General features: G+C 70.1%; 16 protein-coding genes and 1 pseudogene. 6 read left to right on the forward strand and 11 right to left on the reverse strand.

Going from position 1 to position 15,688, the window contains the following annotated elements; genetic code table 11:
• On the forward strand, positions 1-278 hold a 278-nt coding region (locus tag O145_RS19075), incomplete at its 5' end, for a hydrolase CocE/NonD family protein (RefSeq protein WP_229118438.1).
• 69 nt (positions 279-347) lie between these two features.
• On the opposite strand, the gene O145_RS08085 is transcribed toward O145_RS19075, so the two are convergent.
• Positions 348-1,007 carry a TetR/AcrR family transcriptional regulator gene (locus tag O145_RS08085; RefSeq protein WP_052374855.1) on the reverse strand — a complete coding sequence of 220 codons (660 nt, stop codon included), beginning with the start codon at positions 1,005-1,007 and terminating at the stop codon, positions 348-350.
• A gap of 151 nt (positions 1,008-1,158) precedes the next feature.
• Here O145_RS08085 and O145_RS08090 point away from each other — a divergent pair, with 151 nt between their 5' ends.
• From O145_RS08090 to O145_RS19080, 4 genes and pseudogenes are all read left to right on the forward strand, one after another.
• Entirely contained in the window at positions 1,159-1,875 is a 717-nt protein-coding gene (locus O145_RS08090; RefSeq protein WP_043562180.1) for a GAP family protein, read from the forward strand.
• Between the two features lie 171 nt (positions 1,876-2,046).
• Positions 2,047-2,433, forward strand: coding sequence for a hypothetical protein (locus tag O145_RS08095; protein WP_043562181.1), 387 nt, complete (start codon positions 2,047-2,049; stop codon positions 2,431-2,433).
• 89 nt (positions 2,434-2,522) lie between these two features.
• Positions 2,523-2,762: pseudogene (locus tag O145_RS19890) on the forward strand (SMI1/KNR4 family protein); the annotation flags it as partial.
• Between the two features lie 196 nt (positions 2,763-2,958).
• A complete protein-coding gene (locus O145_RS19080) occupies positions 2,959-3,186 on the forward strand; it encodes a hypothetical protein (protein ID WP_043562182.1) in 228 nt (75 codons plus the stop codon).
• A gap of 69 nt (positions 3,187-3,255) precedes the next feature.
• Here the strand turns inward: O145_RS19080 and O145_RS08105 are convergent, their stop codons facing one another.
• From O145_RS08105 to O145_RS18075, 5 genes are all read right to left on the reverse strand, one after another.
• Positions 3,256-3,648, reverse strand: coding sequence for a type II toxin-antitoxin system VapC family toxin (locus O145_RS08105; RefSeq protein ID WP_043562183.1), 393 nt, complete (start codon positions 3,646-3,648; stop codon positions 3,256-3,258).
• Positions 3,645-3,869, reverse strand: coding sequence for a type II toxin-antitoxin system Phd/YefM family antitoxin (locus O145_RS08110; RefSeq protein WP_043562184.1), 225 nt, complete (start codon positions 3,867-3,869; stop codon positions 3,645-3,647). The genes O145_RS08105 and O145_RS08110 overlap by 4 nt, the downstream gene beginning before the upstream one ends.
• Before the next feature lie 150 nt (positions 3,870-4,019).
• Entirely contained in the window at positions 4,020-5,762 is a 1,743-nt protein-coding gene (locus O145_RS08115) for a hypothetical protein (RefSeq protein ID WP_084682466.1), read from the reverse strand.
• The gene (locus tag O145_RS08120; RefSeq protein WP_156966659.1) at positions 5,759-6,868 is read right to left on the reverse strand and encodes an ABC transporter ATP-binding protein; all 1,110 of its coding nucleotides are present in this window, start codon (positions 6,866-6,868) and stop codon (positions 5,759-5,761) included. Before O145_RS08120 ends, O145_RS08115 begins: the two co-directional genes overlap by 4 nt.
• Positions 6,865-7,584, reverse strand: coding sequence for a TetR/AcrR family transcriptional regulator (locus O145_RS18075; protein WP_043562185.1), 720 nt, complete (start codon positions 7,582-7,584; stop codon positions 6,865-6,867). Before O145_RS18075 ends, O145_RS08120 begins: the two co-directional genes overlap by 4 nt.
• A gap of 271 nt (positions 7,585-7,855) precedes the next feature.
• Here O145_RS18075 and O145_RS08130 point away from each other — a divergent pair, with 271 nt between their 5' ends.
• Complete coding sequence (locus O145_RS08130; protein WP_043562186.1) at positions 7,856-10,486, forward strand: DUF7926 domain-containing protein; 2,631 nt, start codon at positions 7,856-7,858, stop codon at positions 10,484-10,486.
• A 358-nt stretch (positions 10,487-10,844) separates the two neighbouring features.
• Here O145_RS08130 and O145_RS16480 read toward each other — a convergent pair whose 3' ends face one another.
• The 5 genes from O145_RS16480 to O145_RS17255 all read right to left on the reverse strand — a co-directional run bounded on the left by O145_RS16480 (position 10,845) and on the right by O145_RS17255 (position 15,565).
• Positions 10,845-11,555: a hypothetical protein gene (locus O145_RS16480; protein ID WP_156966660.1), complete on the reverse strand. Its 711-nt coding sequence runs from the start codon at positions 11,553-11,555 to the stop codon at positions 10,845-10,847.
• A gap of 228 nt (positions 11,556-11,783) precedes the next feature.
• Positions 11,784-12,872 carry a hypothetical protein gene (locus O145_RS08140; protein ID WP_043562187.1) on the reverse strand — a complete coding sequence of 363 codons (1,089 nt, stop codon included), beginning with the start codon at positions 12,870-12,872 and terminating at the stop codon, positions 11,784-11,786.
• Positions 12,764-13,642 (reverse strand): response regulator, encoded by an 879-nt coding sequence (locus tag O145_RS19085; RefSeq protein WP_267489921.1) that lies wholly within the window; start codon positions 13,640-13,642, stop codon positions 12,764-12,766. The genes O145_RS08140 and O145_RS19085 overlap by 109 nt, the downstream gene beginning before the upstream one ends.
• Positions 13,639-14,721, reverse strand: coding sequence for a sensor histidine kinase (locus O145_RS08145; RefSeq protein WP_229118439.1), 1,083 nt, complete (start codon positions 14,719-14,721; stop codon positions 13,639-13,641). The genes O145_RS19085 and O145_RS08145 overlap by 4 nt, the downstream gene beginning before the upstream one ends.
• A 205-nt stretch (positions 14,722-14,926) precedes the next feature.
• Positions 14,927-15,565, reverse strand: a complete 639-nt coding sequence (locus O145_RS17255) for an excalibur calcium-binding domain-containing protein (RefSeq protein WP_324252494.1) — start codon at positions 15,563-15,565, stop codon at positions 14,927-14,929.
• Positions 15,566-15,688: the final 123 nt, after the last annotated feature.

The following is a 15,688-nucleotide window of genomic DNA, read 5'->3' on the forward strand; positions in this document are numbered from 1 at the left end:
GCATGAGATTATCTTATACGAGGTGCTCCGCAGACGCCAACCAGGAATCCCGCAGCAGTTGCCCCAGAATGCCATTTTGTTTAATTCCGGCCATCCCTCCGATGGCGATGCGATGGTATGCGGGCGAGCAGCTGCGGCTTCTGGTGGCGGGGTACAACATGCAGTCTCCCGAGTTCAATTTCCTGGCTCCCACGAAAACCCTCAACAAGGGTCGAACCGTGCTGCACGTGGGCGGCCGCTACGACTCGCACCTGTTGGCGCCCGTACTGAAACCGTGAGTGGCGGCGGACCGGCCGGAGCCCTGCGGGATCGCCCTCCCCCTCGGCCCTCGGGCGCACAGGGCCTGGTCAGGCGGGTTCCAGGCGATCCCGCAGGCGCTGAAGGGTCGCCAGCAGGTCCTCCCGCAAGGCCTCGGGATCGCGCTTGGCGTAGATGAGGCCTTGGAGGAAGAGCCCGTCGAGGGTGATGTGCAGCTCGGCGGCCGCCGCCTCGGCGACGTCGTCGGGCAGCGGGAGGCCCTGACCGCCGGCCTCCAGCCAGTCGCTCCGCCGCAGCAGGGCGGCGACGGCCATGCGGGCGGTCGAGCGCACCGCATCCCAGGAGATCTCAGCCGATGGCTGGAGGCCGGGTTCGCGGATGCTGCGCATCATGAGGGCCAGCCACAGCAGCTGCTCGGAGCGGTGCCGCTCATCGATCGGGAGCGCCTCCTCGCACAGGCGCAGGGCCACGTCGAGGGCGGATGAGCGTTCGGCCAGGGTCCGTTCGGTCTCGGCGGCCTCGATGATCCCTGCGATGCGGGCCTCGGCATCGGCCAGGAGCTGGCGGCCCGCGAAGACCAGCAGCTCGTCGCGGGTGGAGAAGTAGTACTGGACCGCCCCGAGTGACCAGCCCGCCTCGGCGGCGACGGCGCGGATCGAGGCCGATTCGACCCCGCCACGGGAGACCACGCGCCGCAGGGCGGCCGCCAGCTCCCGGCGGCGCTGCTCGTGGTCGACCTTCTTGGGCATGGGACATGCATACCAGGTGTCCCGGAACTTGACTTCAGTCAACTGTATTGCTTCAATTTCATACGGTTGACTTGCAAAGGAGGACGCGCCGGCGACATCCCCCGCCGACACGCGGGCCTCCACCCCTTCCAAGACGCAGAACAGGATCCGCATGAGCCTTCCCGACGTCGGAGTACTCGCCGGCCTCGCCCTCCTGGACTCCACGAGCACCGGCACCCTGACCATCCCCGCGGTCATGCTCCTCCAGCCGCGGGTGCGCTTCAGCCGGATCCTGGGCTATCTGGCCACCATCAGCCTCTTCTACTGGGGGCTCGGGCTCGCGCTGGCGACAGTGGGCACCCGGATCACGGCCTCCGCAGGACTGCAGGACGCCCTGGAGTCGCGCACCGCCTATGCGGTACAGTTGGCGATCGGCGTCGGCCTGGTCGCCGGCAGCTACCTGGTCGACGAGGAGGCCCAGGCACGACGGCGCGCCAAGCGCGGGGACCGCACCTCCCTGACGAGCCGCCTGATGGGCACGGTCCTGGGGCCTCGCGCCCGCTGGGACGCAGTTATCGCCCTGGCCCTCGTGGCGGGGCTCATCGAGGCGGCCTCCATGCTGCCCTACCTGGGCGCCATCGGACTCATCACCCGAGCCGGGCCGCCCGCAGCGGCGGTGGCCGCGGTGCTGGCGGCATATGTCGCGGTCATGGCGGCGCCCGCACTGCTCCTGACAACCGGGCGGGCCGCCGTCGGCGACCGCCTCAATGGGACCCTGGCCCGGATCAACGCCTTCATCGAGAGGCACTCCGCCAATTCACTGGCCTGGGTCATGGGCATCCTGGGCTTCCTCCTGGCGGCGGACGCCCTGGGCGCCCTCCTGGCGTGAACCGCGCCGGTCAGCCGCGATCCGCAGCCGCGCCTATCGCCCCACCTGCGTCGAGATTGACATTGTCGTACGAGATCGGCGGTGTCACCGTCTATCTCGTACGACAATGTCAATCTCGACGGGCCGTATTCTGCCACTCCGGGGATTCCCCGCACCGATTAGCCTCGCGACATGAGCTACGACATCCTGGTCTTCGATCCCGCAGCCGTCTCCGACGCCGACTTCTCCGCCTGGTGGGAGGAGCAGTCCGCCTGGCCCGAGGACCACTCCTACTCCGACCCGGCCGTGACCACCCCCGAGCTCCGGGCGTTCTACGCGGACATGCGCCAGCGGTTCCCGGATATGGATGCGCTGACCGACGAGGAACTCGACGCCAACCCCGGCCTGGAGGACCGCATGATCGAGTACACCATCGGGAGCCGCCTCATCTACATGGCCTTCCCCTGGAGCCGGGCCGAGCAGGCCGGCACCGCCGTCGAGACCACGGCCCTGCGTCACGGCGTGGCCATCGCCTGGGTCAGCGAGAGCACCACCACCGTCCCGATCCAGCGCCCCTGATTTCCGTCGCGCCTCAGAGACGCTGACGCCCCTGCCGCACAGCCCGTTACCATAGCGCGATGGGTGAGACCTCGCACGACAATGACCTGATGGCCCGCCTGGGGCGGATCAGCGCCGGGATCACCCAGCTCCCGTGCCCCAAGCCCGAACCGCCCTCGCCTGAGCTCAAGCTCATCCGCAGGCTGCTCGAGGTGCCCGAGGAACCCGAGCCGCACTGGGGGCCACCGCTGTCGGACGCCGAGCTCGCCGAGTGCGAGCAGTGCCTGGGCGTGAGCCTTCCCGAGGACTACCGGGCCTTTCTGACACGGGTGACACGTGGCGGCGACTGGCCGTTCTGTCTCGTGTGGGAGCCGGGCGAGGGGAGCTCCGAGTTCGGGGGCGGCCTGCGTCCAGACCTGCCCTTCCCCTATACCGACTCCGACCCCCTGGTGATCGCCGAGAGCAACCGGCAGGAGTATGAGGAGCAGCTCTCAAGCGGCGCCGTGAATCACGGGTTCGTCCCCCCTGTCGACCGACGGCTGCGGCATGAACTACATCCTGGTGGTCACCGCCGCAGACCCGTCCGCGATCGGGACTGTGTGGGCCCACGACCTGCCCGACGACCTCGGGATCCGGCCCCTGCACGACCCCGACACCGGCAGGCCCCTACGCTTCCTGGAGCGGATGGAGCGCTCCATGGGACGCTGCCGCGCACTGCTCGAGGATGGGGAGGATCTCTACTTCCTCCACACGTTCGCCCGCCCTCCCATGTGAGATCCCGGGTCCGGCCGCGCTCGAACACTCCGTCCGCGCCTGTATCTGAGCGGCGCCCGCACCACGCCTCTACCAGAGGGTCGCGAGTCCCGGGAACGTGGCGAACGCCGGGTCAACAGTGACGAGTACCAGGGACTCCCGGATCGCCTGGGCGGCGAGCATGCGGTCGAACGGGTCGCGATGCCCCCACTCCAGCTGGCCGCTCAGACGAGCATGGTGCCACGCGATCGACAGCACTTCTGCTCCAAGCCGTGCGACATGGTCCTCAAGCGCGTCCAACCATGGACCGGCCCCGGGGAGCTTGCCGATACGGTGCTTGGTGAACAGCTCCCACGCGCTCGCCGTGGACACCACCAAACGGCTCTCCCGCGAGCGCAGCACCCCGACAGCACCAGCCCCCAGACGGGAAGGCTCATTGATCGCCCACATCAGGGCGTGCGTATCCAGCAGGTAGCCATTCATGCCTCCTCCCAGGCACGCAGCTCCTCCTCGGGCAGCTCGTCGAAGAAGGAGTCAGGCAGCCGATAGCCGCCGAACCCGAGCTCGCGCTCGCCGTCGTCAACCGGGACCAGCCGTGCGACGATCCGCCTCCCCCGAGCGATACTGATCGTGGAGCCGCTCTCGACCTCCTTCAGCAGCGCAGACAGATGGGTCTTGGCCTCCTGAACCTTCACCGTCCTCATGCGGCCATGATCACCTATCTGGTTCATGTTGGTCAACCAGCCTGGTCAGCTAGGACTCGCGTATTCCGGAACCGATCTCGGTACAGGAATCGACCGATCTCGGCTAAGGGGCTCGGGTGGTCAGGAATCAGGGAACCAGCGCTCAGAGAGTCAGGCGGTCAGGTCCCGACGGCGTCCGGCCGCGTCGGCCACAGCCACCAGCACGACTGCGAGCGCCGCGCACACCGCAGGCCCGATCCACGGCCCGCCCTCCCCCAGCAGGAGTCGCGCCCCTTCGCTCGCCCCGGCAGTCCCGGCCTCCGGTACCGGCAGCTGGGGGACGTGCGTGAAGGGCGAGAGGTCGAGCAGCCACTGTGGGGCCCGGGCCGTCGGCCCCAGCACCGTGATGCTCAGGGCCAGCAGGTAGGCGCCCCACCCCAGGGGCCGGGCGAGTCGGGGCACCACCGCGTGCAGGGCCAGCAGCCACGCGCCGGTCAGGAGCACCGCCGGCAGCTGGGCCGCCAGCCCGGCGACAAGGCCGCCGGCCAGCACCCAGGGCCTGGCAGTCGCCGGCGAGTCCTGAGCCATGAGAGCGGGAACCGCGCCGGCCGCCAGCCCCAGGGCGATGGCCGCGAGCATGGCCGCGCTCCCGGCGGCCGCCACCACGGCCCGGGCTGCGAGCCATCGGCGTCGGGACACCGGGGCGGACAAGACGCTCGCCGTCAGCCCGCGCTCCTCCTCCCCCACGGCGCCCCCGGCCAGGGCGACGGCGCAGGCCGCGGTGAGGATCCCGCCGTACCTGATGATCATGGCGAGGTAGGTCTGGACGCTCAGCTGGTCGCCGAAGAAGGCCTGCATGGCCGGGTTGTCGGCGACCATCTGCTGGAAGGAGCTCTCGATGGTGGGGGCGAAGACGCCGTAGGTCAGGCCGAAGGCCAGACCGCCCACCACCCACCAGCCTCGGGCGGCGGCGCTCGTGCGCAGGGCCAGCCCCAGGGCGCCCGCGGGCCCACGGCTCCGGGTGCGCCAGGCCCCCGCGCCCGTGACCCGCCCCTCGCCCAGCTCGCGCCCGGCGTGCAGGGCCAGGCCCGCACCGATGAGGACGACGGCGACGCCGGCCAGCAGCCCCAGGGGCGCCCAGCGCAGGTCCACGTACACGCGGCTCTGCTGGATGAGGCCGATGGGGGTCAGCCAGGACAGGAGGGAGACGGCGGCGCCGGTACCGCCGCCTGCGCTCCCGGCATCGCCCAGGCCGCGCAGCAGGAACCAGGCCAGGACCAGCATGAGGCCGCCTCCGCGGGCGGAGCGGGCCGACGGCGCCAGGGCGCCCAGGACCAGTCCGCTTCCGGCCGCGGCCAGGGCCACGAGGAGCAGTCCGGCCCCCACCACCAGGCAGCCGGCCGCCTCCAGGCCTCCTGCCAGAGCGGCCAGGGCGCACAGCACCGACATCACCAGGGCTGCCAGGCCCGCAGAGCACAGCGCCGCCCGGGCACTCTCACCGCGTCCCACGGGGGCGGAGCGCAGCAGCTCGCTCGGGCCTCCCTCCTCGTCCCCGCGGGTGCGCGCGATCACCATGAGCACTCCCATGAGGGCGGCGACGAGGGCCAGCCAGCCCAGGGCCTGGGCGGCGAAGAGCGCGCCCATGGTGGGGGAGGCCGCGTCCATGCCGAAGCCGGGGCCGGTGAAGACGGCGGCCGCGGGAGTCGAGTAGGTCAGGGCGGCGGCCCTGCGCTCCTCGACGGTGGAGTACATGGTGTTGAACATGGCCACGCAGTAGAGGGCCAGCACTCCTCCGCCCAGGGACCAGGCCAGGATGCTGCGCCGCTCACGACACAGGACCAGGCGGGTCAGTGGGGAGATCACGGCCCCGCGCGCCCTCGCCCGGGGAAGGGCGGCGGCCCGGCTCGCGCTCATGAGGCCGCCTCCTCATCCTGAGCGGCCGGGCCGGCTGGGAGAGCGGGAGCGGCCGGACCGGTTGGGCAGGCCGGGCGCGCAGCACCGGCGGAGCCCGCCGCCGCGCCGTCGTCGACGCCCTCGACACATCCAGCGCCCTCGTAGTGACGCAGGAAGAGCTCCTCGAGGCTCGGCGGGGCCGCGGTGAGCGAGCGCAGCCCGAGGGGGGCCAGGCGCTCCATGACCTCGGCGTTGCGAGCCGGCTCGATGCTCAGCTCGACCTCCCAGCCCCCGCCGTCGTCCTGCGCCCGGGCGGTGACGCGCAGGTCGTGAACCCCGGCGAGCCCGCCCAGGGCCTGCGGGTCGCGCTCGACGACGGCGTGCACGCGGGTGCGCAGCATGCCGCGGATGCGGTGCAGGGGCCCGCTCTCGACGGTGCGCCCGGCGCGCACGATGGTGACGGTGTCGCACAGCCGGTCCACCTCGGACAGGATGTGGCTGGACAGCAGGACCGCCGCCCCGCGCCCGGCCGCCTCGGCGACGCACCGGTTGAAGACCTCCTCCATGAGCGGGTCCAGGCCGGATGTCGGCTCATCCATAACGAGCAGGTCCACGGGCTCGCTCAGGGCGGCGATGAGGGCGACTTTCTGCCGGTTGCCCTTGGAGTAGGCGCGGACCTTCTTGGAGGGGTCCAGGTCGAAGCGCTGGACGAGCTCGTCTCGTCGCCTGCTCGCCTCAGCCGCGCGCCCGGCGCCGTCGGGCTCCTCCCTGTCCCGCCGCCGACGGCGCAGCGAGGCGAGGGCCTCAAGGGTCTGGCCTCCGGTGAGCCCCGGCCACAGGGCGACGTCGCCGGGCACGTAGGCCAGGCGGGAGTGGAGGGCGACGGCGTCGTCCCAGGGGTCGGCTCCGAAGAGCCGGGCGCGTCCGCCGTCGGCGCGGATCATGCCCAGCAGGATGCGCAGGGTGGTGGACTTGCCGGCGCCGTTGGGACCGAGGAAGCCCGCCACCTCGCCGGGGGCGACGACCAGGTCCAGGCCGTTCAGTGCGCGGGTGGCGGTGCGTCCGCGACCGAAGGTCTTGGTCAGGCCCGCGATGTCGACGACGGCGCCGGGTGCGCTGGAGCTCATGAGTCCTCCCGGGGCGAGCCTGGTCGGGGCGTCCGGGGCTCGGCCGGGGTGTCGGCCGGAGCCTCGGCAGGGGAGGTGGCCGAGGTGGCCCGGACGTAGTCGGCGTAGAGCCCGGGGTCGGTGAACAGGGGCCGGGAGTAGAGCTCTGCGGTGACGGGGCCGTAGCGGTCGATGAACTCGCCGACGGCGGACTCGATGTCGCCGGGGTCGGAGGCCTCGTAGCGGGCGAAGAGCAGCAGGGCCCCGAACCCGGAGTAGAGGAGGTAGCGGGCGCGCGCCTCCTCGTTGCGGGAGGGGGTGATGGTCCCGGCCTCGACGGCGGCGGCCGTGTAGGACACGGCATCCTTGACGAAGAGGTCCAGCAGCTCGGTGGCGAGCTCGCCGCCCTCCGCGATCGAGCGCATGGCGTAGGCGGTGGCCGGGACGTACTTCTCGACCTGGGACATCTGGGTCATGAGGTCCACGGGGCCGCCGAAGTAGGTCGAGGCGCTCTTGGCCTCCATGGTCAGGCGCAGCACCTCGGCGTCGCAGGCGCGGCGCAGGCCGTCCTTGGAGCCGAAGTGGTGGGTGATGAGCCCGGCGGTGACCCCGGCGTCGGCCGCGATGGCGCGCAGGCCTACGCCGAAGCCGTCGCGGGCGAAGCGGCGCAGGGCCGCGTTGCGGATGCGGGCGGCGGCGGTGAGGTCCGGGTCCGGAGACGACGGAATTGAACACATGATTAGGATGCTATACGAACGTCTAGGATGGCGCAAGAGCCTCCACGCCCCGCCTCGTCGCGCCCGGCGCCGCCCGCGCTCTCAGGCAGGAAGAACCGACAGGCCGCTGCGTTACCATATCGAGCCATTACGATTCGGCCTCCTTTCTTGAGAGGTTCGACATCGGGTTGCTAATCTCCTCCAGGAAATGCGGGAAGTCACGATCCCCACATGAGATGGATATTTCTCACACCTTCCCGCATAGACCCTACCCCCTTCTGAGAGGACTCCCATGTCTTTCTTGTCGCGCATGCGCGCCCCCGGCAGGTCGGTCATTGCCGGCGCGATTGTGCTCATACTTGTCCTGGTCGCGTCCTGGGCCGGGCTGACCCTATCCGCTCAGGCCGCGGTCAACGAGAACATCAAGATCAGTGACTTCTCGCTGGTGTCCTCCAACGGAAACGGGGCCGAGGACCCCAGCTACAACAACACCAAGGTCGATGACATCCTCAAGCTGAAATTCGCCTGGGATGCCACCAACGCGGACCCCAGGAGCGGGCAGTCCTTCCAGATCACGCTGCCCAGCCAGCTCCGCAACCGCGAGAGCCTGACCGAGCCGATGAAGGTGACCTACAACGGCGCCGACCACACGATCGGCGAGTGCGTCATGGACGACCAGACCATCACCTGCACCTTCAATGACGCCCTCGACACCCTCCGGGGCCAGGGATTCGACGGCTTGAACGGCAGGGGATCCGCGCTGGTCGTGGCCGCCAAGGCCACGGAGGAGTCCACGGTGACGATCGACGCCAACGGCAAGAAGACCGCCGTGCCGATCCCCGGGGGCCGCATCGCTGAGAACAGCGGCATCAGCTACACGCCTGAGACCCTGCGCAAATGGGCATTCGACGTCACCGCCGCCTCGAAGCAGATGGACTGGGAAGTCGATCTCGGCCCCTCCCAGCTCAAGGATGTCCTGGCAGGAGCGGGCACGCCCATCGTTCTGGACGGACACACGCGTTCCACCATCACCCTCACTGACGAGATCAGTCCCGGTCACGCCTACTCCCCGGACCTCTCGAAATGGCATCTCGATATCGGTACCAGCTCCACCCGCGATGCCATCTACGGGCAGGTCACCGACGCCACCGGAACCGACCAGGACACCTCCCAGGGAGACTTCGACCTCAACGTCGTCATTGAGGGCAACCGGGCCACCATCACCATCACCGGCCCCTTCGCCGCGGACACCAACTACATCATCTACTACGCCTCGACGCCCTCCTCCGAGAACGGGACGGTCCAGCCCGGACTGGAGTACAAGAACAACGTCCACCTGAAGGGCACCGACCGAGAGGCGTCCTGGTCCGTGTACTACACGAGGTCCTTCACCATCGACGTGAAGCTCGCCCCAGGCTTCGGAGGCTTCAGCGTCGCCAAGCTGCTCACCGGCTCCGGCGCCCCGAAGGTGCCCGCCGGCACGACCTTCGACGTCGCCGTCGACTACACCCTGCCCGGCGGCGCCACCGTCGACACCTACCAGGGCTGGACAGCCCCCGGCACCGTCAACGACTCCCGCACCGGAGGCCGCACGGTCCTGAAGGTCTCCAGCGGAGACACGACCACCTACCCGGGGACCTTCCCCGCCGGCACCGTGCTCACCCTCAGCGAGGACACCTCCACGGCGTCCGCGACCCCGGAGGGGACCGCCTGGGGCAGCCCCAAGTTCACGGTCGATAATCAGGCCGGGTCCAGCCTCACCATCGCCGACCAGAAGTCGACCGCGGTGACGCTGAAGAACACGTCCGAGGAGACCGCCCCTCGCACCGGCCGGTTCTCGATCGCCAAGACGGTGAGCGGCGACGGCGACTTCACCGGCTCCACCTTCGTCTTCCCCTACGCCTGCGACAACGGCGCTGCGGACGTCCTGCGCGTCCCCGGCGACGGGACCGTCGTCACGAGCCCCGAGCTGGCGGAGGGAACGACCTGCGAGATCAGCGAGGACACCAACGAGGCCGCGCAGGACGGGTACTCTCTCGTCTCCTCGCTCTCGAAGAGCTCGGTGACCATCGCCGCCGGAGAGGTGATCGCGGTGACGGCCACCAACACCTACTCGCGCGAGACCGGCACCTTCTCCGTGGTCAAGCACGCGACGGACAAGGAGGAGCCGCAGCCCGATCCCGTCCCGGCCTCCGGCGACCCTGCGGGCGCTGCGGCCGACGACCAGCAGGCCGCCGGAGACACGGAAAACACGGCCCTGGCGGAGAAGGAGTTCACCTTCACCTACACCTGCAATGACGCCAACGCCACCAAGGGCACGCTGAAGGCCAAGGGCAACGGGTCCACCACGCCCTCCAACGTCCAGCTGCCCCTGGGCACCTCCTGCACCATCACCGAGGACGTGGCCGACGCGCAGGTGCCCGGATACACGCTTAAGGCGCCCGAGGCGCAGACCGTGACGATCGGCCCCAAGGACCAGCTGGTGGAGGCCTTCTTCACCAATGTCTACACCCCGACGGAGCCGGAGCCCACACCGACGCCAGAGCCCACGCCGACGACGGAGCCCACGCCGACGCCGGAGCCCACACCGACGACGGAGCCCACACCGACGCCGTCGCCCGAGCCGAGCGACTCGCCATCACCCACGCCCGCCCCGACGCCGGAGCCCAGCGAGGCCCCCTCGCCGGAGCCCAGCGACTCGCCGGCTCCCGAGCCGAGCGAGATGCCGACGCCCGAGCCCAGCGACCCACCGTCACCCACGCCCGCCCCGACGCCGGATGAGCCGAGTGAGTCGCCAAGCTCGCCGGCGCCGGACGGCGGGAGCTCGCTGGCGCGCACCGGAGCGAGCATGTCGATCGCGCTCCTGGCCGCCACGGCCGTCGCGGGCGGTGCCGTCCTGCTGGTCGAGCGCCGTCGGGCCTGATTCCGCTCAACCCGCATAAGAGCGCCGGTGGAGCCCTCGGGGGCTCCACCGGCGCTCGCGCGCGTGACGGGCCCCCGGTCGCGGCCCGGATAATGGCTGGGGCAGCCGCCTCGCCCAGCTCCTGCTCTCCATCGTCCTCGTGCCGCTCGCCGCCCTCTCCGTGCTCAGAATAATCCCGGCCCTGCGCTCGACGGGTTACGCCAGCGTGTACGGCTCCGTCCCGAACCTGATTGCGATTATGGGCTTCAGCATGACGCCGCTATTTCGCAGGGCCGACGACGAGTCCGCGTAAGGCGCGCCCTCATGCGGCCGGTCCCCGCCGACGCCGGCTGATAGCAGCAGGCCGACGCCGGTCGGGTCAGGATGTTCCCATCGTGAGGGTGATGCGGCGAATCCAAGACGGGTTGTGACGATAGAAGCCGCTCACAGTAATGAGATCGACCGGCTCGGTGCTGGTCGTCAGAACCCGATCCTTCTCACTGGAGGCGGGCAACCAGGACGCAGGTGTGCTCGTGCCGTCCGATTCGTTCGCATCGGGCGTTCGCAGCACCCATACGTCGCCGGTGGGCGTGATTCGCCGCGTCACGATCATTCCCGTCACACTGAGACGCGCCCCCGTCTCAGGATCGACGAGCTCCCGCGGAGTCTCGCGCTCCTGCGCTTTCCCGGAGGCGTCCGGGTCGCCCGCTGCGCCCGTGCGGTCCGCGTAGCCCGTATAGCGCTCCGTCCAGCCGTTCGGATATACGCGGTAGACATGATCGATGGTGCTGCGAGTCTCTCCAGTATCGGGATCCGACAGGCTCAGGGCGGCGGGAGAGCAGGTCGAGGACGCGCAGTGCGAGGAGTAGTCGGAGTACTTGCGCAGTGAGGTCACGGCGCTGTTCGCGGTCGCGCCCACGAGCCAGCCGGTTGCCGGCCAGCTGAAGGGATCGGATTTCGGATCCGTCAGGGAGTAGGACGTCATGGTTCCGCCACCGGGATGGGAGGTGGGCGAGGTCTCGACGACAAGAGCATCGTTGGTCAAGGCCAGGCCCAGAACCCTCTCGCCCGTCTCCACGGTGCGCACCACCTCCCCGGTCTCGGCCGAGAGCACCACAAGGGTCCGAGACTGGTCGGTCACATCATCTCCCCGCCGGGCGGATTCCTCAGACGACGGCGGTGCTCTGCTGGCGGGGCGAACCAGGGGTGGAAAGACCTGCTGAACCAGAGAAGGAGTCCTGCGCGCAGGCCCAGACAGGGCGCGGATTCATCGAGCCCTGCGGGCTCGGCGCGCTGCGCAGCAGCCGATGTCTTCATATCATTTCACCCCGTAGATACGATACTCGTGCTCATAGAATCCGCCCTCGCTATTCGTATCGACGAGAATGACTGAGCCCCCGGGAGCCGCCACCACGCACGGCACAGAACGGGACGTATAGCTTCCCTCCACCAGCTGACTGAGACTATATTCCAAGTCACGCCGGTCCGATACGTCGTCAGCGGCGGATGTTGAGGAGATCAGAACTGTGAGCGACGCGGATCCGTCTGACGCCTGGACCCGAACGGCCATCTCCTCCCCATGGGGCTCGCCGGCCTGCCAGCCATAACCCACCGAGGCCCTGGTCATGCTCGCGTCCTGCGGGCCCATGGAGACCATACGGGCGGCGGGATCGAAGACGGAGCCGACCCAGGAGTGATCCGCAGGATTCTCCGATCCGCCGGTACCCTGCTCGGTGAGCTCGGGATACATGACGAGCTGCCGAGAGGCCATGGAGGCCATGGAGGCCATCCGGTTGAGTCCGGCCGTCCTGCCCAGGGCAACTCGTTCGGCGGCGTCGCCGCCGTGGGCGCCGACGTCGTCGATGCTCACCGCTGACGCGTCCCGGCTGCCGGACTCGCCCGCGCTCCCTTCTGCGTAGACGGCCACTGCTCCGTCGACAACCGCGAGCACCCGGTAACCTCTCTTATCGGAGATGGGGTCGAGAGCCACGTCCTGCAAGGTGGTAACGGAGTCCAATGCGGTGCCGGGCACGAGATCCGGGCGACCCACGGGATTCGATTCGGATTCCTTGTCCTGCCTCCACGCACCGGCAATGAAGGTTGAGTGCCCTGCGGGCCCCGAGTACATGCCGGCGTTCCGGTAGTCCGACGCGAGGGTTCCCAGGTGGTGCCCGTCGGCCAGGGAGAATGCCTGGTCGCGAATGAGCACCGCGGAATCAGTGAGCTGCAACCGCCCCGGACTCGCCTCGTCCATTGGTTGCCGAACGGCGACATCACCGGTGATCGTGTCGAGGACGATCACGCTGCCACTCTCCTCCCGTTCGGGGAAGCTGCGCTTGAGGCGAACCTGAAAGGCCAGGTGCTTGAGGTCGGGGCTGGGAACCAGGTACGTCTCCGGCTCGGGCACAGAATCATCGCTCGCCGATACAAAGTTCGCACTGCGCACCTGGTAGCCCCACAGCGTGGATCCGTCCTGGGAATCGAGTCCCCTGACAGTGTCCTTATCCAGGACAACAGGACCACGCGCACCTGCCACGACATCCAGGACCCGGCCTGATTCGATATCGCGATCCCAGACGCAGGGCGCGCAGAATAGTGGTGCTCAGGCATTGGTGAGGCAATGGTGCGAGGCGCGGCGTCGCCCGCCTCTCCCGGTTCGCCATCCCGGGCTGCGCCGCCCCGGGCCCCGCAGTCCCCGAGCGGTCCGCGCCCGCGTGCTGGACGTCCTCGGCCAGGCACCCCCTCCCTTCCCGCCGCCTCCCCCTCTTTCCCCTCCGCCCGCCCCCTTCGCCGAGATCGGTCGTATTCCGGCTCGATCTCAGCGAAGGGGGACGGGAGACCCGAGGCGCCTGCCCGCAGCGCCCCCAGCACGTACTCCTCGATCTCGAACATGGTCAGAACGAGCACGCGCGTGTCCGCGAGCGCCGGGTCGGCGCAGATGCGGCGAGTGGCCTCTATGCCGGTGAGCCCCGGCATCTGGATGTCCATGACGACGACATCGGGACGCACCCCGGCCGACAGCGCGACGACCTCGACCCCGTCTGCGGCCTGGCCTACGACCGTCAGGTCGGGCTCGGCGCCCATGAGCGCGGCGAAGGAGGCGCGCAGGAGCGCCCGGTCCTCGGCGATGGGGACGCGGATGGGACCGCGGGCCAACTCATTCGGCTCGGTCCTCACGGCCGGTTCGGCAGACAGCTCGGCAGCCGCCCCGGCGGTCGGCTCGGCAGGCGACTGGCGGCCCGCTCATCCATAGCAGCTCCTCGGCCTCCCGCACGCGGGAGCCTCCATGTCCCGGTCGGGCCGCGCCGTCGGCAGTGGCGGACGGCCTCGACGACGAAGCCGGTCCTGGCGGACTCGCCGGCCCCGCCCGCATCGCCGACCGGCGCGCGACGAACTGGCCCCGCCGTCAGGGTCCCGCCCAGGGCCCCGACCCGCTCGCGCAGGCCCCGCAGGCCCTGACCGGCCCCGGGACGCGGCTCCCAGCCGGGAGCCGGTCCGTCGTCGTCGACGGCGACGCGCAGCCGGGCCCTCTCCCGCCGGAGCGCGACGCGGGCGCGCGTGGGGCCGGCTTCAGGAGCCCGCCGTCGAGGCCAGTGCCACAAGCGCGACGCGGGCGCGCGTGGGGCCGGCATGGCGGACGGTATTGGCCAGCGCCTCGTCCACGACCCGGATGGCCGTCTCCACGACCGGAGGCGGCCGGAATCCGCGGCCACCGTCGACCGTGACCGACACGCCGTGCGGCGGGCCCGGGCCACGGCCCCGGCAAGGGCGGGTTCGAGGCTGGCGACGCCGTCGGCCCCAGCGGCACCGGCCCGGTCCACCCGCAGCACGGCCAGCATGCGCCGCAGCCCATCGGTGGCCTCGCGGGAGGCCTCCTCGGCCTCGTGCAGGGCGCCGCGCAGCCCGTCAGGATCGGTAGCGAGGCGCTGGGCCACGGCGGCGCGCACCGTGATGGCGCCCAGGCTCCTGGAGACGGCGTCGTGCAGCTCGCGGGCGATGACGAGGCGGTCCTCCGCCACGGCCCGCCCCGCCGCCTCGTGGGCCAGTGCCCGCTCATAGTTGCGGCGGTCGCGGCGCCGCAGCCACAGGGCCGCAACCACCAGGCCGGCGATGGCGGCCAGCGTCCCCGCCCGGGCGGGGAGCGGCGGCGTCGGGGAGATCCCGACGACCGTGATCCCAACCACGAGGAGTATCAGGCAGCTGGCGACCACGCCTCCCAGCATGGAGCGGCGCGACGAGACGGCGGGTGCAGGCACCCGGCCAGTCTAGAAAGGCTCCGGCCCTGCCTCATCGAACCACGGTTCGACAGCCCCCGACCCGATGCTCCCGGCCGCCCAGGCGCGGACGACGGCGGTCCAGGCGGGCGGGATCCTGCGCCTCATCCGAGCGGACGCGTGAATGCAGCGTTCCGTGCCACGGCAGGAGGCGGATTCAACGGGCCGCTCTACCTCGTCGCTCTGGCTACTTCCGCTCACAGGCGATGCCATCGTTGTCACGGTCCAACCCGGACCGATATCCGGGTTCGCCCCGATAAAGCGGGGCGGCGCCGGCGGCTCGGGCCGCATCGCAGTTGCGATAGTAGACACTCTCGGGCGTTGGATGAGCCGCAGGCGCCTCCCCGGGACTCGAGGAATCGCCGTCATCCGCGGTACCAGCATCCTGCCCGCTCGCCGAGCCCTCATCCTCAGACCGGGGGACGGCGGGCTCAGGCGCAGCCCGCTCCTCCGGAGCCTGCGTTGCCGGGGCCGGGCTGTAGACGATGGTGGGCACCGGCGTCGGGGCGTAGACAACCGTGGGCACCGGCGTCGGGGTGTAGACAACGGTCACTTCCGGAGAGGGAGTATCCGTCGAATTCGGACTCGAAGTCGCAGTGGTGGACGAGCCAGAGGCACCGACCCCGATACCGAGGAGGAAGCTCAGAAAGACCAGAATGAAAGGCAGCGACTTGCGGAGCAGTTCGCGATGCCGAGGTGTCGGCCGAGGGGAGTGCACAGGAACGGGGTAGGAGGGCGAAGGGGGTGCGGGAGAGAAAGAGGGTCTGAAGGGCGTAGTCATGGGGGCCTCGAGCAGAAGGGGACGGCGACGTCTAGTCACGGGCATTCAAGCACGCCATCGGGACGGGTCTGCAAGACCACGTCAACCGTTGCAGAACTGGTACCTGCGCGCCGAGCACTCCGGGCGCTCAGGAAGCAGGCGGAGGCCGGCGTCGGCGTCCGGCATAGG

This window comes from Actinomyces israelii DSM 43320 (assembly GCF_000711965.1).
GTDB classification, from domain to species: Bacteria; Actinomycetota; Actinomycetes; order Actinomycetales; family Actinomycetaceae; genus Actinomyces; species Actinomyces israelii.

Excerpts from the sequence above, each read along its gene's own strand:
- O145_RS08085 (WP_052374855.1), bottom strand. The coding sequence starts at position 1,007 with ATGCCCAAGAAGGTCGACCACGAGCAGCGCCGCCGGGAGCTGGCGGCC.
- O145_RS08090 (WP_043562180.1), top strand. The coding sequence starts at position 1,159 with ATGAGCCTTCCCGACGTCGGAGTACTCGCCGGCCTCGCCCTCCTGGAC.
- O145_RS08095 (WP_043562181.1), top strand. The coding sequence starts at position 2,047 with ATGAGCTACGACATCCTGGTCTTCGATCCCGCAGCCGTCTCCGACGCC.
- O145_RS19080 (WP_043562182.1), top strand. The coding sequence starts at position 2,959 with ATGAACTACATCCTGGTGGTCACCGCCGCAGACCCGTCCGCGATCGGG.
- O145_RS08105 (WP_043562183.1), bottom strand. The coding sequence starts at position 3,648 with ATGAATGGCTACCTGCTGGATACGCACGCCCTGATGTGGGCGATCAAT.
- O145_RS08110 (WP_043562184.1), bottom strand. The coding sequence starts at position 3,869 with ATGAGGACGGTGAAGGTTCAGGAGGCCAAGACCCATCTGTCTGCGCTG.
- O145_RS08115 (WP_084682466.1), bottom strand. The coding sequence starts at position 5,762 with ATGAGCGCGAGCCGGGCCGCCGCCCTTCCCCGGGCGAGGGCGCGCGGG.
- O145_RS08120 (WP_156966659.1), bottom strand. The coding sequence starts at position 6,868 with ATGAGCTCCAGCGCACCCGGCGCCGTCGTCGACATCGCGGGCCTGACC.
- O145_RS18075 (WP_043562185.1), bottom strand. The coding sequence starts at position 7,584 with ATGTGTTCAATTCCGTCGTCTCCGGACCCGGACCTCACCGCCGCCGCC.
- O145_RS08130 (WP_043562186.1), top strand. The coding sequence starts at position 7,856 with ATGTCTTTCTTGTCGCGCATGCGCGCCCCCGGCAGGTCGGTCATTGCC.
- O145_RS17255 (WP_324252494.1), bottom strand. The coding sequence starts at position 15,565 with ATGCCCGTGACTAGACGTCGCCGTCCCCTTCTGCTCGAGGCCCCCATG.